This is a genomic window from Dryocola clanedunensis, assembly GCF_038405435.1.
Lineage (GTDB): Bacteria > Pseudomonadota > Gammaproteobacteria > Enterobacterales > Enterobacteriaceae > Dryocola > Dryocola clanedunensis_A.
This window is the reverse complement of the sequence record NZ_JBBYHZ010000007.1, coordinates 23,859-42,643: the sequence shown is the minus strand read 5'-3', so window position 1 is coordinate 42,643 and position 18,785 is coordinate 23,859. Positions and strand designations below refer to the sequence as shown.

Here is an 18,785-nt window from a genome sequence, read left to right as displayed (position 1 = left end):
GTTATTGTCATTTTGACTGTCCAGGCGTAGGGTGAACGCTCTTGCTAAAGGAGCCGCCCATGAGCCTGTCCATCACCTCTCTTGCCAGCATCGCCATCGACCTGCAAAGCGGGATTGCCCACCCCGATCGGTTCGCCCGCCTGATCCGCACGCTGCGTCAGCTGCTGGGGAGCGACGCCACGGCGCTGCTGCGCTACGAGGATCGGCAGTTTTGCCCGCTGGCGATTGACGGCCTGGCGCAGGATGTTCTGGGGCGGCGCTTTGCCCTTGACGCGCATCCGCGGCTCGAGGCCATTGCCCGGGCGGGGGACGTGGTGCGCTTCCCGGCGGACAGCGAGCTGCCCGACCCGTATGACGGGCTTATCCCCCAGCACAGCGACCTGAAGGTTCATGCCTGCCTCGGGCTGCCGCTGTTTGCCGATCAGAATCTGATTGGCGCGCTCACCGTGGACGGCATGAACCCGCTGCAGTTCGACAGCTTTAGTGATGAAGAGCTGCGGCTGGTGGGGGCGCTGGTCGCCGGGGCGCTGAACACCGCCTTGCTGATGGAACAGCTGGAAAACCAGACGCCAGCGGCGGCCGTCGTGCCAGCGGCCAGAAAAAATGACGGCGGCGAGATGGTCGGCTTATCGGCTGGCATTGAGCAGCTTAAAAAAGAGATCGAGATCGTGGCGGGATCGGATCTGAACGTGCTGATCACCGGCGAGACGGGCGTCGGGAAGGAGCTGGTGGCGCGGGCTATCCACAGCGGCTCGGCGCGGGCGGCAAACCCGCTGGTTTATCTGAACTGTGCGGCCCTGCCGGAGAGCGTGGCGGAAAGCGAGCTGTTCGGACACGTTAAAGGCGCGTTTACCGGTGCCATTCACCATCGTACCGGTAAGTTTGAGATGGCGGATAACGGTACGCTCTTTCTGGATGAGATTGGCGAGCTGCCGCTGACGCTGCAGGCGAAGCTGCTGCGGGTTTTACAGTACGGCGATATCCAGCGCGTGGGCGATGACAGCAGCCAGCGGGTGAACGTGCGCGTGCTGGCGGCAACCAACCGGGATCTTAAGCAGCAGGTGCTCGCCGGGGAGTTTCGCGCCGATCTCTTTCATCGCCTGAGCGTCTTTCCGCTGCATGTGCCTGCTCTGCGCGAGCGGGGGGACGACATCACGCTGCTGGCGGGATTTTTCTGCGAGCAGAGCCGGGCGAAAATGGGGCTGAAACAGGTTGTGCTGAGCGCTGGCGCACGTGAGCTGCTTCATCGCTATGACTGGCCGGGCAATATCCGCGAGCTGGAACATGCTATTTACCGCGCCATTGTGCTTGCGCGGGCAGGGCATCCGGCAGGCGAGCTGGTGCTGGAACCCCAGCATTTTCAACTGGCGGAAGTGGTGCCGCAAACGATGCCTGCCGCAGCGGCAGATCTGACTCCTGGCGTGGATAACTTACGTCAGGCAACGGATGAGTTTCAGCGCCGGGTGATTGTTCAGACGCTGGCGGCTAACGGCAGCAGCTGGGCGGCGGCCGCCCGCCAGCTTCAGCTTGACGTTGCGAACCTTCACCGGCTGGCAAAGCGGCTGGGCGTGAAGTGAAGCCGTTTACGCCTCGTCGGCAGGGGCGTGATTGCGGCTTACCCACTCGATAAACTCTTCTTTCGGCAGCGCCCTGCTGTAGAGCCAGCCCTGGCCGAACTGTACGCCCTGCTGGCGCAGCCATGCGGCCTGGCCCGGCGTCTCAATGCCTTCGGCCACCATTGCGATACTGAGCATTTTTGCCATCTCGATGATGTACGGCGTCACCTTTTTGTACTCCAGCGCGTCAACGAAGGACTTGTCGATTTTCAGCACGTCGACGTTCAGGTCCTGAACATAGCTCAGGCTGGAGTAGCCCGTCCCGAAATCATCGATATAAATTGGGTGCCCGGCCTGGCGGAACTGCTCGATAACGGGCGCCGTGAGCTTAGGATCGGAGAAGCCACGCTCGGTTATCTCAAAGGCAATTTGCTGCGGCCTGATGAAATATCTGGCCAGATAGGGGCGGATGACGGTCAGAACGCGATTGCTGCGCACGTCGCAGGGAGCAAGATTCAGGGAGATATGATGGCCCGGATGGGCGTGAAGCCAGTTCCCCATTTCAGAAAACAGCTTATCAATGACCTGTTCGGTGAGGGTGGTAATCAGGCCCGTCTCCTCGGCCAGCGGGATGAAAACGTCCGGGCTCAGCCAGCTGCCGTCGGGCAACTGCCAGCGCAGCAGAATTTCTGCCCCCACGCATTCACCGGTCTGCAGCGCCACAATCGGCTGGTACTCCACGGAAAATTCATCGTGTTTAATGGCATCTGCAATACGTGCCTGGGGCGACTGCAGTCGCCGCAACAGGCGGGTGATAAACAGCCCCGCGGCCAGGCTAAACCCTACGCCAATGGGCAGCCAGATTAGCAGCTGTTCATACCAGCCCTGGCGCAGGGGAGCCAGCGGCGCCCAGGTAACCATAGCCAGGCCCAGATTCTCCTCGCGGCGAATAAAATAGGCCGAGCCCTGATATTCATAGCTCCGCACGCCCTTCTTTATTTGCGTCGCCCACGCGTTCGGGTGAAGGGGGAGGCTGCTGGCAATCACCTGATTGCTGTTCAGGCCGATCATGGCGATATTCATCGTCTGGCCGCCGTAGGGGATCACGTCGATAAAAGAGCCAGGATCGATGGCCGCAATGTGGGGCGGCTTGCCGATGTAGATCATCGTACGTTTGAAGCCCAGATCGGTATTGTTGGTATACCAGGCGCTGAACCCCCCTCTGCCGACCTTATCCGGGTCGCCGATATACTCGCCGTCGCTGAACTCCTGGAATGAGGAGCACTGGATATGACCGTCTTTTTCGAACAGGATTTCCTGAATATAGCGATAGTTCAGCGCCACGCGACGCATAGCCTGCACGTGGGCATGGGAGCAGGTTGAATCATTGCCCTTGTTTATCTCTTCGACGGCGTCGGTAGACTGAGCGATAACCCGGCTGGTGCGAACCAGCGCGCGGGCGGCGAAATCGTCCAGCTCCGCGTGAAAGAGCTGGTTTGCCTTATAATGGGCGAGGTAAATACTCAGCAGAATAGGGAGCAATACCGCGAGGATCAGCACGCCGTTAACCAGGCCGACCAGTTTTCTGTTTGCCATCGATTGTGTAGTCCGAATAAAAAGGCTTGGTTTTTATAATGGTTTTTAATATTCAGGCTAAGTCTAGCCCAGCCCTGGGGCGGATGATATGTTTCACCGCAAAGGAAAGTCGTGGAAAGCGTGAATTGAGAAGGCCATGAAGAAAAGTGAGTTTGTGACCCAGGATCTGCTCAGTAAAATTTATCAGCGCAGCGGCCAGGCGTTAAATAAGCTGCCGCCTGAAAGGCAGCTCGCTGAAATTTATGGCGTTTCCCGCTTCACCATTCGCCAGGCGCTGGACAGGCTGGTGAGTATTGGCGTGGTGGATATTATTCAGGGCTCGGGGATCTGGATTAACCAGCAGGCGCGGAATAATCCTCTGGTTTACAACTCAATTACCGAGAAGCGCTTTGACCAGATTGCTTTTAAGATGGTCAACCTGCATAAAAAATTGCCCGACCGGGAGGAGCAGCAGGTATTTGGGCTGCAGGAGGATGACTATATCTGGCAGTTTTGCCGGCTGCGGCTGGTGGATAACCAGAAAGTGCAGATTGAAATATCCCGCCTGCCGGTGAAGGACTTTCCCGATCTCAGTCAGCAGGTTATCGAGCGGTCTATTCAGCAGTATGTTCTGAGCAAGGGCTACCTTATTTCACATCTGCTGACCAGCTATCAGGCAGTCACCGTCAATAAAGAACAGGCGGCGCTGCTGGAGTGCAAAAAGAATATCCCGGCGATGCGCATCATCAACCGGGGCATCCTTGAAGGCGGGCGCGTGTTTGAGATCAGCGAAATCGTTGATATTAACTATTCCTGCACCTACATCACGCCTTTCAATCACGACAACCTGGCCTTTCGCAAAGGCGCTCAGGGGGTGTGAATCGCCCCGTTGGGCAGGCGGCTCTGGGTCCACTCGTGCGGTCGGTAGACCACGGGGAAGCGTTCCGCCTGCGGCTGGTCAAACCCGACGCCAATTCCCGGTTTTTCGATGGGGTACATATAGCCCTGTTCCGCTTCAGGGCTGCCGGGGAACACGGCCCGGGTATTCGGCCCGGTGGGGATAAACTCCTGAATCGCCGCGTTGTGCAGGTGAATATTCAGATGCGTGTTCACCGCGACGGCAATCGGCGTCATGTCCGGCGGCCCGTGCCAGGCAAGACGCACGCCGAACGCCTGGCAGAGCACCGCCAGTTTTAACGCCGGGGTAATACCGCCAATCTGCGAGATATGGCAGCGGATAAAGTCGATGCGGCGGTTAACTATCAGATCGTGCCATTCCGCCGGGTTGTTGAACAGCTCGCCCATAGCCAGCGGCACGCAGGACTGGGCGCGAAGCTGTTCGAGCCAGGCGCTTTGCTGCGGCGGCAGAATATCCTCGATAAACCACGGCTGGTAAGGTTCCAGCTGTCTGGCAAGGCTTATCGCCTGCTGGGGGAATAGCCGCTCGTGAACGTCATGCAGGATGTGAAACTGGTTACCGTACTTTTCGCGCAGCGCCTTAAACATGGCGACGGTATTGGCCATGTACTCGTCCTGATCGTAGTAGGCGCCGGGCGTTGGGTTCTTAGTCGCGTGCAGCCCCTGCGGCGTACCGCCGTAGAAGCCGAGCTGGCAGCGAATGTAGCGATAGCCCTGCGCCAGCAGCCTGTCGACCTCAACATACAGCCCGTCCAGCGTTTCGCTGGCGGCATGGCTGTAAACCGCGATAGCGTCTTTAGACTTGCCCCCCAGCAGCTGATAGAGCGGCATATCCGCCAGCTGCCCCTTGATATCCCACAGGGCCATGTCCACCCCGGCGATGGCGTTGTTGATTACCGGACCGTTGCGCCAGTAGGCGTTGACCGTCATCATCTGCCACAGGTCTTCGATGTGGTTAGCATCCCGTCCGACGAGCAGGGGTTTCAGGTACTCATCGACCATGGTTTTTACCGCCAGCGGACGCTGCTGGAAGGTGGCGCAGCCGTGGCCCGTCACGCCTTTATTGGTGGTCACCCGCACGGTGACGAGGTTGTGGCGGTCAGGTTTGGTAATAAAACATTCGATATTTTCGATTAGCGTAGGCAACACGAGACAACTCCACGGGTCGGAAATTTTCGACCGGTTTCTAAGCGTAAACAAAGTTCTGTTAATTACTATCGCCCTATTTTCAGGCCCGGGTAAACCGCTTTTTTTATTAATTTTTATTGGTCAGGAATAGCTTTTGATTTGTGGATAAAACCAGACCAATTTGGCATTTTATAGCGATGTGATGCTTTTGGTATGGCGTTGTGTGATGGGTGTCATATTTCATTGGTTTGTTTTGTCATCCGGCTTTCTCTACCATCAAATCCTGCAAACATAACAATAAGACAATCGGAGTCATTCATGGGGACCGTAGAGGCCATCAATAATATTATTCGCCTGGTGGGCGGCGCCGATAATATTAATAAAGTCTGGCACTGCATGACGCGCCTGCGTTTCGACGTCATCGACGAAAGCAAAATCGACCAGCCGGAAATAAAAAAGCTGCCGGGGATATTAGGCGCGCAGATCCAGAGCGATCAGTTTCAGATAATCATCGGCCCGAAGGTCAACAGCTGGTACGAGCAGCTAACCGCCGCGCTGGGGCCGTCGGCGCAGCCTGCGACCGGCGAACGAAAGCAGGAGCGTAAAAGCCTGGTTTCGCTGTTTATGGATACGGTGTCCGGCGTCTTTGGCCCAATCGTTCCCGCCATCGCCGGTGCGGGGATGATCAAAGGGCTGCTGGCAGGGCTGGTGGCGCTGAAAATCATTTCGGCCAAAAGCGACACGGTGATCGTCATCGATCTGATCGCCAGCGGCGTGTTCTACTTCCTGCCGTTCTTCCTGGCCATCTCGGCGGCGCGTATTTTTAAAACCAACGAATATCTGGCCGCCGCGGTTGCCGCCTGCTTTATGTATCCCTCTTTGATCGAGGCCGCCAAAGCGCTGGCGGGGCACGCGCCGGATGCCGTCGACGCCTTCTATTTTCTGAACGTGATCCCCGTTTCGGTCTTTAACTATGCCTCAAGCGTGATCCCGGTGATCTTCTCGGTGCTGGCGCTCAGCTATATCCATCGCTGGGTGGACAGCATCATGCCGGACGTGCTGAAAACGGTATTTACGCCGACGCTTACGCTCTTCCTGGCGGCCCTGGTGGCGCTGGTGGTTATCGGCCCGGTGGGGATCTGGCTGGGGAAAGGCCTGGCCTGGTTTATCGAAGGATTATTTGGCGTGTCGGCAAGCTTCGCGGGGCTGGTTGTCGGAGCCATACGGCCAATCGCCATTCTGACGGGCATGCACCACGCGATGACGCCCGTTGCGCTGCAAAACTTCACCGACCGCGGCTACGACATGCTGATGCCGATGATGTTTATGGCCAACATGGCGATTGCCGGGGCGACGTTCGCCATCTGGCGGCAGACGGCATCCCGGCAGGATCGCTCGGTGGTGCTGTCGGCGGGGATTTCCGCGCTGCTGGGGATTACGGAACCTGCGCTGTTCGGCGTGCTGACCCGGTATAAAAAGGCGCTTATCGCGGCGACCGTCGCAAGCTCGCTGGCCTCCGCGTTTATCGCTTTCTTCGGCGTGCGGCTGTATGGCTACATCCTGTCGAGCATTTTCAGCCTGCCTGCCTACATCGGCCCGTACTTTATCTTTGCGCTGATGGGCGTGGCGCTGGCGCTGGTGCTGTCGTTTGTGCTGACCACGCTGCTGGTTCGCGAAAAAGCCTGACGGCTATCGGCGGTGCGCCAGGCGGCGCACCAGCCTGTCGCCGACGCTTTGCACAAGCTGCACCAGCACGACCAGAATAATAATGGTGCCTGCCATCACCTGATTATTAAAACGCTGATAGCCGTAGCGAATGGCTAAATCGCCCAGGCCGCCGCCGCCAATTACGCCCGCCATCGACGAAAATCCTATCAGCATAACCACCGTTAAGGTGATGCCCGCAATGACCGCCGGAAGGGCTTCCGGCAGCAGGACTTTGCCAATCACGTGCCACGCGTTACCGCCCATCGATAAGATCGCTTCGATGCGGCCTTTGTCCACCTCGTCCAGCGCGCTTTCAACCACGCGCGCAAAAAACGGGAACGCACCGATGGTTATCGGCACCACGGCGGCGGTACTGCCGAGGGTGGTGCCAACGATGATGCGCGTCAGGGGAATTAACGCTATCAGCAGTACGATGAACGGCAGCGAGCGGCCAACGTTAATCACGCTGCCCAGAATCTTGTTCGTACGCGGGGCGGGCAAAACGCCATCCCGCCGCGTGATAAACAGCAGGACGCCGAGCGGCAGGCCAATCAGCACCGTAAACAGCGCCGCCAGCCCGACCATATAAAGCGTGTCCAGCGTGCCTTCCAGCAGCAGCGGCCATAAATCTTCCCAGCTCAGGCTACTTCGCATAACAATCTCCCCTCCACGCCGTGACGGCGTAAAAATGCCTGCTCTGCCCGGCGGTCCGGCAGAAGGGCGCTTCGCAGGCGGGAATAAGGATCGACCAGCAAATCAGCCAGCGGGCCGCTTTCGATAAGCCTGCCGTTCTCCAGCAGCGCGGCGTGATCGCAGATCGCTTTGACGACCTCAAGCTGGTGGGTGATAAGCACGATGGTCAGGCCGAGCCTGCGGTTAATGTCTGCCAGCAGCGCCAGTATGGAGGCGGTGGTTTCGGGATCCAGCGCGCTGGTGGCTTCATCGCAAAGCAGTACCGTGGGATGGGCGGCCAGCGCCCGGGCAATGCCTACCCGCTGTTTTTGCCCGCCGGAGAGCTGGGACGGGAAGGCGTGGGCTTTGTCCGCCAGGCCGACGAGCTCCAGCAGCTCAGCGACCCGCTTTTCACGCCGGGCTTTTGGCTGGCCTGCGATCTCCAGCGGCACGGCAACGTTGTCCGTCACGCTGCGTGCGTGGATCAGGTTGAAGTGCTGGAAGACCATGCCGGTACGCTGGCGATGCTGGCGAAGTTCACGGGCGTCCAGCCCCGCGATCTCTTTGCCGTCGATAATAATGCGCCCCTCCGTGGGCCGCTCCAGCAGGTTGAGACAGCGGATCAAAGTGCTTTTACCCGCGCCGCTGCGCCCGAGAATGCCAAAGACTGCGCCATCCGGCACGGTCAGCGAGATGTTATCCAGCGCCGGTTGGCCTTCTCCGGCGTACACCTTGCTCAGCCGCTCAAGGACGATCATGACTGCGGCGCGCTCACCGGGATCACCGAGCCGTTAAACTGCCTGCGGATAAACTCCGCCACCTGCGGGGACTGAAGATCCTTCGCCAGCTCTTTGATGCGCGGATCGTTAGCCAGGTCAGGATTAGTGACCAGAATATTGGCGTAAGGGTTATGCGCGGCGCTTTCCAGGCCCAGGGAGTCTTTGGACGGCGTAAGCCCCGCCTCCAGCGCGTAGTTGCCGTTGATCACCGCCAGATCGACATCGTCCAGCGAGCGGGGCAGCTGTGGGGCTTCGACTTCAATAATTTTCAGCTTCTTAGGATTGCTGGCGATATCCTTCGGCGTCGCCTGATTCTGCGAGGCATCTTTGAATTCCGGCTTCAGGGTTATCAGCCCTTTATCCTGCAGCAGATAGAGCGCGCGGCTGAGGTTGGTAACGTTGTTGGGCAGCGCAACGGTAGCGTTTTCCGGCACCGATTTCAGATCTTTGTATTTATGGGAGTAAATGCCCAGCGGCTCAATATGCACCGTGGCGGCCACGCTAAAACTTTTGCCCAGCGCTTTCTCCTGGTCACGCAGATAGGGCACGTGCTGGAAGTAGTTGGCGTCCACGTCACCGTTGGCCAGCAGCTCGTTGGCGTTGACGCCGTTGCTCAGCTCGACGATTTTTAACTTCAGGCTGGGATCGAGCTTCTGCACAAAGGCGAGGATTTCGGCGTGCGGCACCGGGTCTGCGGCAATGCGTAGCGTGTCAGCGGCCTGCGCGCTGAGGGCCAGAAAGGACAGCGCAATCCCTGCCAGTTTAAAAGAGGCATGTTTCATCAGGTATTCCTTAATTTGCTTAGGCGATTAATTCTGCGCTGTTACGCAGCACGTCAGGGTAATAGCGTTCCGCCACGTCGGGGTGCGAACGCAGGCGGCCTTTCAGGTAGTTCCAGCCCACGTCCCGCAGCAGCGGGTTTAGCGGATCGCTTTGCGGGCCGGGCGCCTCACGGGCCAGCTCCGGCGGGAGCGCGTACACCGGCACCACGGCGTCCAGCTGCGCGCCGAGGAAGAACGCGATGGACAGGCGCTCCTCGTCCGGCGGCGGCGAAACGACGCGGTGCACGGTGGCGCGCAAATACCCGTTGGTTGCAAGCTCCAGCAGTTCGCCAATATTCACCACAAAGCTGCCGGGGAGCGGCAGAGCGTCCACCCAGCTGCCGGGCGTAACCTCAACCTGTAAACCTTTTTGCCGATCCTGAAGCAGGAAGCTCAGGAAACCGGAATCTTTATGCGCGCCTACCCCCTGGTCGCCGTGGGTGGCGTGCTGGCCCGGATAGCGGATTAACTTGATGTGCTCATTTGGTTTGCTGCCGTACAGCGCATCAAAGCTGTCGGCGGGCAGGGCCAGCGCTTCGGCGAACGCCTGCAGCAGCCGAAGCGCCACGGCGGTCATCTCCCGCTGGAACTGCAGCAGCGTAGGCTTAAGCTCCGGGAGCGCTTCCGGCCATAAATTCGGGCCCTGCAGGCGCTTCCAGGCAGACTGACCCTCCGCGTGTTCTACTGCCGGGCGTTCAGCGCCCAAATCGAACTGTTCTCGCCAGTCCGGTTTGCCCCGCGTTAATTCGCTGGCCGCCCGGTTGTAACCGCGAAAATGAGGGGAGTTGATCATCGCGACTTTCTGCTTTGCGCCGTCGGGGAGAGCGAAAAAGCTGCGGGCCTCATCCTGTACGGCGTGCTGAAGGTCAGCGCTGACGCCATGATTAATCAGATAGAAAAAGCCGATTTCGCGGGCGGCCTGCCGCAGCTGGCTCAGGAACGCGGCGCGATCGGTCGGGGAGGCGTTAAGCTGCGCGAGATCGAGGATCGGCAGTGCCGGGGTGGCGTCTATTATGCTCATTGTGGGCTCCAGTCATGTTCGAATTGGTCTTTTCCGGGTCTGACGGTCCGGCACAACAACGGCGCAGCAGCATGATGATTACCTCACTCGGTCAGGAATAACTTGTGAAAATCACTTTGCCGCATGCTTAATCTGCTGCCCAATAATCTTGCTTTCTAAGTTATGTCCGCGAGGGGGTCTAAGCATTGCCGGGAGCTGGCAAACGGACAAAGTATGACAAAATGTTTCCGTCGCGCTGAGTATGTAGCGGATTTTAATGATAATTAATTACAGGGTGAAATATTTAAGCCTCGCTTAAATTAAACAATTCTCCAGATTTGCCGATGGGTAGCCGTAGCCAACAGCAAGCGCTTCGCTTTTTACCATCAGGTGACCACCCTATGCTTAAAACAACGCAGTCCCGTTTTATCTTCTCTTTGTGCCTGTTCTTTCTTTTACTGACCTTGATTACCGCTCTGGTCATTCATTACTTCGTGACGCCGCAGATCAAGCGTAACGAAACGCAGCTGATCCGTTACGAGGTCGGCAGCGTCGCGGTGAATATCGTTGAACAGATGAACCGCGTACAGGCGCAGATGCGCAGCATCACGCAGTCGGCGGCAGCGATGCAGAGTGACGATATCACCCGCCTGCTGCCGTCCCTGGTTGACCAGTACCAGGACGTTAACGTGTTCGGGGGCGGTATCTGGCCGCTGCCGGAAAAGCGCGAGGCGGGGCGCAATAAGTTCAGCACCTTCTTCGCCCGTAACGCGGGGGGTCAGCTTGAGGAAAATACTTTCTGGAACTCTGACGAGGCCGCTAATTACTACGAGCAGGTCTGGTACAAAGCCGGTCTGGCTGCGCCTGCGGGGCAGTGCGCCTGGGCAAACGCCTATCAGGATGCCGCCAGCCCGCAGCCGCGAACTAACTGCGCAATGGCAATTACCAAAGAGGGGCAGCCCTGGGGCGTTGCCACCATCGACGTGACGCTGGGGTTCTTTAACCAGCTCGCCCGGCAGATGGGGGAGGCAATTCAGGGGCAGGTACTGATTGTCGAAGCCGATGGCAAAGTTGTCGGCAATGCGGAGCAAATCGGCAGGCCCGCCAGCCTGACGAATTTATCAGAGATGAGCGCCGCTCTGCCGATGGCGAAAACGGCACAGGGGATGCTTTCCGGGTTCAGCGCGGAGCAGAGCCAGGAGCAGGAGTACGACAACAACGGCACCTCCCACACGGTAATGCTGCAGGCCATTAAAGGCAGCCCGTGGATTATCGCCGTGGATCTGCCTACCGCGCTGCTGACCAAACAGACGGATACCATCATGATGCGCCTGAGCATGGTGCAGATCCCGATGGTTCTGCTGCTGCTGGGCGTGCTGGTGCTGTTTATCCGCAGCTTTATGCATCGCCTTGCCGATTTAAACCAGAATATCAGCCGCCTTTCTGCGGGGGGGGCCGATCTCACCCAGCGCCTTGAGCCGACGAGCAGCCCGGAATTCAACGCCATTATTAACAGCTTCAACGGGGTCATCGCCTACCTGCAAAATATGCTGCGTCAGGTCGGGGAGAGCGCGCATGCGATAACTTCCGCTTCGCACCAGATTGCCACCGGCAACCAGGATCTGTCTGCCCGCACCGAGGAGCAGGCGAGCTCCATTGAGCAAACCGCGGCATCCATGGAAGAGCTGACCAGTACGGTACGCCTGAACGCGGACAACGCAGCTCATGCCAACAAACTGGCTCATGAGGCTTCCAGCGTGGCGGAGAAGGGCGGTGAAGTGGTAAAACAGGTCGTCAGCACGATGAACACCATCCAGCATTCGTCCGGCAAAGTGGTGGATATTATCAGCGTGATTGACAGCATCGCCTTCCAGACCAATATCCTCGCGTTGAATGCGGCGGTTGAAGCGGCGAGAGCCGGAGAGCAGGGCCGGGGCTTTGCCGTGGTGGCTGCCGAGGTGCGTAACCTGGCCCAGCGTTCCGCGCAGTCAGCAAGGGAGATTAAAACGCTGATTGAGGCATCGGTGAACAATATTAATCATGGAACCGATCTGGTGACTCAGGCGGGCAGCACCATGGATGAGCTGATGGGAGGCGTGCGCAACGTCACAACCCTGATGGGGGAGATCATGTCTTCCAGCCGCGAGCAGAGCACCGGCATCCAGCAGGTAAACCATGCCATCAACCAGCTCGACAGCACCACCCAGCAAAACGCGGCGCTGGTGCAGGAGGTCTCTTCCGCTTCGCTCTCGATGTCCGAACAGACTCGCCAGCTCGAACTCGTTGTCGCCAGCTTTAAACTCTAACCTTTTCGGGCACATAGCCATGTGCCCGTATTTCCTTCATCGAATCCTCTTGCTTTTCAGGCATCGCGCCCTTACCTTATTGTTATGTTATAACGTATCGGAGTTAGCAAAATGAGACGCGATATTCATCCTTTCTACCGCACCGTGGTGTTCCACGACACCAGCGCCAACGAGTACTTTAAAGTTGGCTCAACTATTAAGACGGACCGGGAAATTGAGCTCGACGGGCAGACTTTCCCCTATATCACGATTGAGGTTTCATCTGCTTCCCACCCGCACTACACGGGCAAGCAGAGAAGCCTGGACAAAGAGGGCAGCCCGGCACGCTTCCAGCAGCGTTTTGGCCGCTTCTTCGGCAAGGAGGCTTAGGGCATGAAGGTGTTGAACTCACTGCGCAGCGCGAAGCAGCGCCACCCGGACTGCCAGATTGTGAAGCGTAAAGGCAGGCTGTACGTGATTTGCAAAAGTAACCCGCGTTTTAAAGCGGTGCAGGGCAGGAAGAAAAGAAAGTAGTTTTGAAAGGCCCGGGGCGACCTGGGGTGAGGCGCCCTTCGGGAACTTCATCCCAGGTCTTCTTCTGAAATCGTGCCGGGGCTATCTATCAGGCGCGAGAAAGAGAAAATATATCGTAGAACGACAGTTCCCCTTTGCGGGTCAACATCGTGTGCAGCACTGATTTCATCTGCTCTTCTACCTGCGGAGATTGCAGGATCTCTTCTATTAACTGCGGCGGCACGTTGCGCGTGTTGTACCACTCGCCGTTGTAACAGACCCGCAGGTCAAGCACGTCGATATCGCTGTAGTGATAGCGCGGGTTTACGTCGAAGAAGAAAAATCCGTTCAGCAGGATGAAGAGCACGTTCAGCAGCCAGACCGACCCGGCGAGGGTGTCCGACTGCATCATTACGATAAGCGTGGCCAGCCAGCCAATCCACATGCCGATAAACAATCCCGGATGCTTACGAATAAAGCTGATGCTAAAGCGCGGGCGGTTGTCGCGTTTCTCCACGACGTTGAGCTGTTCAATCGTATCGTTTAGCAGGCGCTGGATTTCGGTCATGGGAAGCCTTCTTATTACTGTTAGGTCCGCTGCCACAAATGTGACGACTCTATTTTAAGAAGCCGCCCGTCTGCAAAAAAGTAACAGATTGCGCAAAATTAACCATAACAGTTAGCGGCTATCTTCCCTCAGAGCGTTTTGATGACCCTGGCCGGATTACCAGCCACCACGCAGTTTGCCGGGACGTCTTTAGTCACCACCGCGCCGGAACCCACCACCACGTTATCGCCCAGCGTCACGCCGGGATTAATTACCGCCCGGCCACCAATCCAGACGTTATGACCAATGGTGACCGGTTTTCCCAGCTCGACACCGCTGTTACGCGTTTCGGCATCCAGGGGGTGGGTGGCCGTATAGATATGCACGCCGGGGGCAAGCATACAGTTGTCGCCGATATGCACCGGGCAAACGTCCAGGATCACGCAGTCGAAATTAGCGTAGAAATTGTTGCCCAGAAAAATGTTGTAGCCGTAGTCGCAGCGGAATGAAGGTTCGATATAGGCATCGGTACCGCTGCCGAGCAGATCCTTCAGCAGCGCTTTACGAACCGCGGTTTCATCGGGTTCGGTATGGTTATAGCGGTGGATGAGGTGACGGGCTTTTAGCCTGTCAGCTCTGAGCTGGTCATCGGCAGGGGAGTAGTATTCGCCTGCAATCATTTTACGCTTTTCTTCACTCATTGCGGTTTCGTCTCGTCGGGGGGCAAACCACTACCGTAAACGAAAATACCAGCTCATCTAAGGGAACGTTCCCATATCGTGCGGGGGATCACACTTTCTCATACCGCCTCTGCAGGCAGCGAGCAACGGGGTTAGTTCACGGGGAAGGGGACAAACCATGTTAATGGAGCGAGTATCAGGTTCGGGAATACTCAACATAAACATGGCTGGCAAATTATCGGCCGGTGTACTAAAAATGAACAAAGGTATGGCGAGGTATTAACGGATAAATTTCCATACGGAAGGTGGTATCTTATCGTAAAGTTTATTCATGGTAAGTTCAGCAAGACGATGATCGGCTGCTGAATAAAAGACCGCCAGTTCATTATCTGATAATTCGTATTTATTCTTTTCAATCACTCTTTCTAACGTATCAATTGTCTGACAACGTCGCAGACGCATCAAATAATCAGTTTTCGTTAAGGGTTTTGTTGTCATAAATTCACCTTAAGTATTTGTAATATTTTTAAAAGGAGAGGCTTACGGGGTTAGCGCGACTCTCGCTGACGAAACAGCGGAACAATCGATTACCAGACTTACGCCATTTTTGCAGTTCCTGTGCGTTGATGCCGTAGTTGCTAAAAAGCATGAAGGTATCATCGAGGTATTCGTCAATTTGCTCAATCAATTTGCTGTCGTCGGCATACTTAATCTTGTAATTAAGGGCGAAGGCAGCAATGTGCTCAATCAATTCATTAAGCTGTAAGTTAATGGCCGATGTAGGATCGTTGACCCAACCGTGATTACTCTCTCCCAGGTTGGCAAGGCAATCATGATACAGGTTTTCGCACAAGAATTTAAGCTGTGCGATATCATGCCGCTTTGGTGAGTATTCGTCCATAATTCAGCCCCTTTTATCGATGAAATTTGATAAACAAAACGCACTGGGGAGGACACACCTTGAAGAGGTGGGAGCAATTACAACGACTAATCCATAGCCATTACTATAAATCAATTCGCGGAAGATTTCCTCGGCCTATTACTAAAAATTACAATTCAGACTTTAATACCAACGTCGGCGGCAGCCCATCGCAGGCGACGGTGCTGAAATTAGCCTCACTAAGCAATATCTTAATTGTTAATAGTCCTGAACTAACCCTGATATCAGTACGTTAGCAGATTAAAAAGGGCAAATGTTAAAATTATTTCCCCACAGCGAAGCGATGAGAATTTTCTTAATATAAGTCTGCAGTCCTTTTTTTACTGCGAAAAATCTAATTTCAGATAAGCGGCCTGGATGTTTCTGGCCTGCAAAGCAGCCATCCGGCAATTAGGTTAGCCCACCGAACAGGCAGGTAAGCGATTATATAACATATTACCAGTAGGGCTAATGGAAAGAAAAAGGCCGCTTGCGCGGCCTTTAAATAACGTATTGATCGGATTAGTGATGATGCTCGACCGGATGCGTATGCTCCAGGTCTTCAGTCTTGCGGCTGAAGCGGCGGCGGACCACCACGAAGAACACCGGCACGAAGAAGATAGCGAGGACGGTTGCGGTAATCATACCGCCCATAACCCCGGTACCTACGGCGTTCTGCGCACCACTACCGGCCCCGGAGCTGATAACCAGCGGCATAACGCCCAGGATAAACGCCAGCGAGGTCATCAGAATCGGACGTAAACGCATACGTACCGCTTCCAGCGTCGCCTCGATAAGCCCTTTGCCCTCTTTCTCCATCAGGTCCTTGGCGAATTCCACGATAAGTATCGCGTTCTTCGCCGACAGGCCAATGGTTGTCAGCAGGCCCACCTGGAAGTAAACGTCGTTGGTCAACCCACGGAAGGTCGCGGCTAACAGCGCGCCGAATACCCCAAGCGGAACAACCAGCATGACCGAGAACGGAATTGACCAGCTCTCGTACAGTGCGGCCAGACACAGGAATACGACGATTAACGAGATGGCATACAGGGCAGGTGCCTGGTTACCAGACAGACGTTCCTGATAGGACATACCCGTCCAGTCATAGCCGATCCCGGTAGGCAGTTTGCTCGCCAGCTCTTCCATCAGATCCATCGCTTCACCGGTACTCTTACCCGGAGCCGCCTGACCAAGGATTTCCATGGATGGCAGACCGTTGTAACGTTCCAGACGCGGGGAACCGTATTCCCAGTGCGCGGTAGAGAACGCAGAGAATGGCACCATCTGACCGGTAGAGCCGCGAACGTACCAGTTATTGATATCATCCGGCAGCATACGGAATGGCGCATCGGCCATCAGGTACACTTTCTTCACGCGACCACGGTCGATGAAGTCGTTCACGTACGAGCCGCCCCATGCTGCACCCAGCGTGGTGTTGATGTCACTGATAGAAACACCCAGCGCCTGCGCTTTCTCCTGGTCGATATCCACTTTGAACTGCGGGGTATCTTCCAGGCCGTTAGGACGCACGCCGACTAACAGATCGGGGTGTTGGGCTATCTCACCAAACAGCTGGTTACGCGCCTGGGTCAGCTTTTCATGGCCAAGGTTCGCCTGGTCAATCAGCTGGAAGTCGAAGCCGGTAGCGGTACCCAGCTCAACGATGGCCGGCAGGTTAAACGCCAGTACCATACCGTCTTTGATTTTTGAGAAGGCCGCACTGGCCCTGGCAGCAATTGCCGGAACCTTGTTTTCTTCACCCGGACGCTCATTCCAGTCTTTCAGAGAAACGAACGCCAGGCCGGTGTTCTGCCCACGGCCGGCAAAGCCGAAGCCGTTTACGGTAAACACCGAATTAACGTTGTCTTTCTCATTCTTGAGATAGTAATCCGTTACTTCGTCGAGCACCTTCTGCGTACGCTCCTGAGTCGCACCAGCCGGAAGCTGGGCCATCGTCAGGAATACGCCCTGGTCTTCATCCGGCAGGAAGGAGCTTGGCAGACGTACGAACAGGAAGGCCATGCCGACGACGATCAGCAGGTACAGCAACAGATAACGACCGGTGCTACGCAGGATATTACCGACGCTATCGGTATAGTGATGCGTGCTCTTGTCGAACATGTTGTTAAACCAGCCGAAGAAGCCTTTCTTCTCGTGGTGTTCACCTTTCGCGACCGGCTTAAGCATGGTGGCGCACAGGGCTGGCGTCAGGATCATTGCTACCAGCACGGAGAGCACCATTGCCGAAACGATGGTAATAGAGAACTGACGATAGATGGCACCCGTTGAACCGCCGAAGAAGGCCATCGGGATAAATACCGCCGACAGCACCATGGCGATACCCACCAGCGCGCCCTGGATCTGCTCCATCGATTTACGCGTTGCTTCTTTTGGCGGCAGTCCTTCTTCCACCATCACGCGCTCGACGTTTTCTACCACCACGATGGCGTCATCCACCAACAGGCCTATCGCCAGCACCATGCCGAACATCGTCAGGGTGTTTATCGAATAGCCAAAGATGGCAAGGATGGCGAAGGTCCCCAGCAGTACCACCGGTACGGCAATCGTTGGGATCAGCGTGGCCCGGAAGTTCTGCAGGAACAGATACATTACGATAAAGACCAGCACGATGGCTTCAACGAGGGTTTTCACTACCTCTTTGATAGAGATTTTAACGAATGGCGTGGTGTCGTACGGATAAACAACTTCCAGACCAGCCGGGAAGAACGGTTTGAGTTTTTCAACGGTGGCACGAACCGCGTTAGCGGTATCCAGGGCGTTAGCACCCGTTGCCAGTTTAATACCCAGACCAGACGCAGGCTTGCCGTTAAAGCGAGCGATAACGTCGTAGTTTTCACCGCCCAGCTCAACTTTCGCCACGTCTTTCAGCAGTACGCGAGAGCCGTCCTGGTTCACCTTCAGCAGAATTTTGCTGAACTCATCGGCAGATTTCAGACGGGTCTGCGCAATGATAGAGGCGTTAAGCTGCTGGCCCTTAACCGGTGGCGTACCACCTAACTGACCGGCTGCAACCTGGGCGTTCTGCGCTTTGATGGCGGCAATAACGTCTACCGGCGTCAGCTGGAAGTTGTTCAGTTTGTTCGGATCCATCCAGATACGCATCGCGTACTGTGCACCAAACAGCTGAACGTCACCCACGCCAGACGTACGGCTAACCGGGTCTTTAATGGTTGCGCCAACGTAATCCGAGATATCTTCCTGGGTCATGGAACCATCGGTATTGATCATACCGAGAACCATCAGGAAGCTACTGGAGGATTTCTCAACGCTAACGCCTTGCTGCTGGACTTCCTGCGGTAACAGCGGCATTGCCAGCTGCAGTTTGTTCTGCACCTGAACCTGCGCGATGTCTGCATCGGTACCAGAATCGAAGGTAATGGTTATCTGGACGGTACCAGAGGAATCACTGGTAGAGGACATATACAGCAGGTTATCGATACCGTTCATGTTCTGTTCGATAACCTGGGTAACCGTATCCTGTACCGTTTTCGCATCAGCACCAGGGTAGGTGGCTGTGATCGAAATGGCCGGTGGCGCAATGGTTGGATATTGCGCGATGGGCAATTTCATGATCGCAAGCCCGCCCGCCAACATAATAATGATGGCGATAACCCAGGCGAATATTGGGCGATCGATAAAAAACTTAGCCATGTCTTAACGGCTC

At 56.2% G+C, this 18,785-nt stretch carries 17 protein-coding genes; 6 read left to right on the top strand and 11 right to left on the bottom strand.

The annotated features are described in order from the left end of the window. The first annotated feature begins 59 nt into the window (after positions 1-59). Positions 60-1,577: a nitric oxide reductase transcriptional regulator NorR gene (gene norR / locus AAE045_RS15675; RefSeq protein ID WP_455548527.1), complete on the top strand. Its 1,518-nt coding sequence runs from the start codon at positions 60-62 to the stop codon at positions 1,575-1,577. A gap of 6 nt (positions 1,578-1,583) precedes the next feature. Here the strand turns inward: norR and AAE045_RS15670 are convergent, their stop codons facing one another. Further along, entirely contained in the window at positions 1,584-3,152 is a 1,569-nt protein-coding gene (locus tag AAE045_RS15670) for an EAL domain-containing protein (protein WP_455548526.1), read from the bottom strand. 136 nt (positions 3,153-3,288) lie between these two features. Here AAE045_RS15670 and AAE045_RS15665 point away from each other — a divergent pair, with 136 nt between their 5' ends. Next, positions 3,289-4,011 (top strand): GntR family transcriptional regulator, encoded by a 723-nt coding sequence (locus AAE045_RS15665; RefSeq protein WP_455548525.1) that lies wholly within the window; start codon positions 3,289-3,291, stop codon positions 4,009-4,011. On the opposite strand, the gene AAE045_RS15660 is transcribed toward AAE045_RS15665, so the two are convergent. After that, on the bottom strand, positions 3,999-5,198 hold the full coding sequence (locus AAE045_RS15660; RefSeq protein WP_455548524.1) for an enolase C-terminal domain-like protein: 1,200 nt from the start codon (positions 5,196-5,198) through the stop codon (positions 3,999-4,001). The genes AAE045_RS15665 and AAE045_RS15660 overlap by 13 nt on opposite strands. A 297-nt stretch (positions 5,199-5,495) precedes the next feature. Between AAE045_RS15660 and AAE045_RS15655 the strand changes: the two genes are divergently transcribed. Beyond that, a complete protein-coding gene (locus AAE045_RS15655; RefSeq protein ID WP_455548523.1) occupies positions 5,496-6,863 on the top strand; it encodes a PTS transporter subunit EIIC in 1,368 nt (455 codons plus the stop codon). 3 nt (positions 6,864-6,866) lie between these two features. Here AAE045_RS15655 and AAE045_RS15650 read toward each other — a convergent pair whose 3' ends face one another. The 4 genes from AAE045_RS15650 to AAE045_RS15635 are packed head-to-tail and all read right to left on the bottom strand — an operon-like array spanning position 6,867 to position 10,177. Continuing rightward, the gene (locus AAE045_RS15650; RefSeq protein WP_455548646.1) at positions 6,867-7,526 is read right to left on the bottom strand and encodes a methionine ABC transporter permease; all 660 of its coding nucleotides are present in this window, start codon (positions 7,524-7,526) and stop codon (positions 6,867-6,869) included. Continuing rightward, positions 7,523-8,314, bottom strand: a complete 792-nt coding sequence (locus tag AAE045_RS15645) for a methionine ABC transporter ATP-binding protein (RefSeq protein ID WP_455548522.1) — start codon at positions 8,312-8,314, stop codon at positions 7,523-7,525. Before AAE045_RS15645 ends, AAE045_RS15650 begins: the two co-directional genes overlap by 4 nt. After that, positions 8,311-9,117 carry a MetQ/NlpA family ABC transporter substrate-binding protein gene (locus AAE045_RS15640; RefSeq protein ID WP_455548521.1) on the bottom strand — a complete coding sequence of 269 codons (807 nt, stop codon included), beginning with the start codon at positions 9,115-9,117 and terminating at the stop codon, positions 8,311-8,313. Before AAE045_RS15640 ends, AAE045_RS15645 begins: the two co-directional genes overlap by 4 nt. Before the next feature lie 19 nt (positions 9,118-9,136). Beyond that, positions 9,137-10,177 carry an isopenicillin N synthase family dioxygenase gene (locus AAE045_RS15635; protein WP_455548520.1) on the bottom strand — a complete coding sequence of 347 codons (1,041 nt, stop codon included), beginning with the start codon at positions 10,175-10,177 and terminating at the stop codon, positions 9,137-9,139. A 380-nt stretch (positions 10,178-10,557) separates the two neighbouring features. On the opposite strand from AAE045_RS15635, the gene AAE045_RS15630 reads away from it, so the two are divergent. The 3 genes from AAE045_RS15630 to ykgO all read left to right on the top strand — a co-directional run bounded on the left by AAE045_RS15630 (position 10,558) and on the right by ykgO (position 12,975). After that, entirely contained in the window at positions 10,558-12,462 is a 1,905-nt protein-coding gene (locus AAE045_RS15630; protein ID WP_455548519.1) for a methyl-accepting chemotaxis protein, read from the top strand. Between the two features lie 111 nt (positions 12,463-12,573). After that, positions 12,574-12,831: a type B 50S ribosomal protein L31 gene (locus AAE045_RS15625; protein WP_455548518.1), complete on the top strand. Its 258-nt coding sequence runs from the start codon at positions 12,574-12,576 to the stop codon at positions 12,829-12,831. 3 nt (positions 12,832-12,834) lie between these two features. After that, positions 12,835-12,975: a ribosomal protein bL36 gene (gene ykgO, locus AAE045_RS15620; protein WP_455427225.1), complete on the top strand. Its 141-nt coding sequence runs from the start codon at positions 12,835-12,837 to the stop codon at positions 12,973-12,975. 88 nt (positions 12,976-13,063) lie between these two features. On the opposite strand, the gene AAE045_RS15615 is transcribed toward ykgO, so the two are convergent. The 5 genes from AAE045_RS15615 to acrB all read right to left on the bottom strand — a co-directional run bounded on the left by AAE045_RS15615 (position 13,064) and on the right by acrB (position 18,772). After that, positions 13,064-13,522, bottom strand: a complete 459-nt coding sequence (locus AAE045_RS15615; protein WP_455548517.1) for a YlaC family protein — start codon at positions 13,520-13,522, stop codon at positions 13,064-13,066. 128 nt (positions 13,523-13,650) lie between these two features. Next, a complete protein-coding gene (gene maa / locus AAE045_RS15610) occupies positions 13,651-14,202 on the bottom strand; it encodes a maltose O-acetyltransferase (protein ID WP_455548516.1) in 552 nt (183 codons plus the stop codon). A 258-nt stretch (positions 14,203-14,460) separates the two neighbouring features. Beyond that, positions 14,461-14,679 carry an HHA domain-containing protein gene (locus AAE045_RS15605; protein WP_121265420.1) on the bottom strand — a complete coding sequence of 73 codons (219 nt, stop codon included), beginning with the start codon at positions 14,677-14,679 and terminating at the stop codon, positions 14,461-14,463. 28 nt (positions 14,680-14,707) lie between these two features. Then, complete coding sequence (tomB, locus tag AAE045_RS15600; protein WP_455427228.1) at positions 14,708-15,082, bottom strand: Hha toxicity modulator TomB; 375 nt, start codon at positions 15,080-15,082, stop codon at positions 14,708-14,710. 540 nt (positions 15,083-15,622) lie between these two features. Beyond that, entirely contained in the window at positions 15,623-18,772 is a 3,150-nt protein-coding gene (gene acrB / locus AAE045_RS15595) for a multidrug efflux RND transporter permease subunit AcrB (RefSeq protein ID WP_455548515.1), read from the bottom strand. Between the last annotated feature and the right edge of the window lie 13 nt (positions 18,773-18,785).

Excerpts from the sequence above, each read along its gene's own strand:
- maa (WP_455548516.1), bottom strand. The coding sequence starts at position 14,202 with ATGAGTGAAGAAAAGCGTAAAATGATTGCAGGCGAATACTACTCCCCT.
- norR (WP_455548527.1), top strand. The coding sequence starts at position 60 with ATGAGCCTGTCCATCACCTCTCTTGCCAGCATCGCCATCGACCTGCAA.
- AAE045_RS15640 (WP_455548521.1), bottom strand. The coding sequence starts at position 9,117 with ATGAAACATGCCTCTTTTAAACTGGCAGGGATTGCGCTGTCCTTTCTG.
- AAE045_RS15615 (WP_455548517.1), bottom strand. The coding sequence starts at position 13,522 with ATGACCGAAATCCAGCGCCTGCTAAACGATACGATTGAACAGCTCAAC.
- acrB (WP_455548515.1), bottom strand. The coding sequence starts at position 18,772 with ATGGCTAAGTTTTTTATCGATCGCCCAATATTCGCCTGGGTTATCGCC.
- AAE045_RS15635 (WP_455548520.1), bottom strand. The coding sequence starts at position 10,177 with ATGAGCATAATAGACGCCACCCCGGCACTGCCGATCCTCGATCTCGCG.
- AAE045_RS15645 (WP_455548522.1), bottom strand. The coding sequence starts at position 8,314 with ATGATCGTCCTTGAGCGGCTGAGCAAGGTGTACGCCGGAGAAGGCCAA.
- AAE045_RS15670 (WP_455548526.1), bottom strand. The coding sequence starts at position 3,152 with ATGGCAAACAGAAAACTGGTCGGCCTGGTTAACGGCGTGCTGATCCTC.
- AAE045_RS15630 (WP_455548519.1), top strand. The coding sequence starts at position 10,558 with ATGCTTAAAACAACGCAGTCCCGTTTTATCTTCTCTTTGTGCCTGTTC.
- AAE045_RS15605 (WP_121265420.1), bottom strand. The coding sequence starts at position 14,679 with ATGACAACAAAACCCTTAACGAAAACTGATTATTTGATGCGTCTGCGA.
- AAE045_RS15665 (WP_455548525.1), top strand. The coding sequence starts at position 3,289 with ATGAAGAAAAGTGAGTTTGTGACCCAGGATCTGCTCAGTAAAATTTAT.
- AAE045_RS15625 (WP_455548518.1), top strand. The coding sequence starts at position 12,574 with ATGAGACGCGATATTCATCCTTTCTACCGCACCGTGGTGTTCCACGAC.
- ykgO (WP_455427225.1), top strand. The coding sequence starts at position 12,835 with ATGAAGGTGTTGAACTCACTGCGCAGCGCGAAGCAGCGCCACCCGGAC.
- AAE045_RS15655 (WP_455548523.1), top strand. The coding sequence starts at position 5,496 with ATGGGGACCGTAGAGGCCATCAATAATATTATTCGCCTGGTGGGCGGC.
- tomB (WP_455427228.1), bottom strand. The coding sequence starts at position 15,082 with ATGGACGAATACTCACCAAAGCGGCATGATATCGCACAGCTTAAATTC.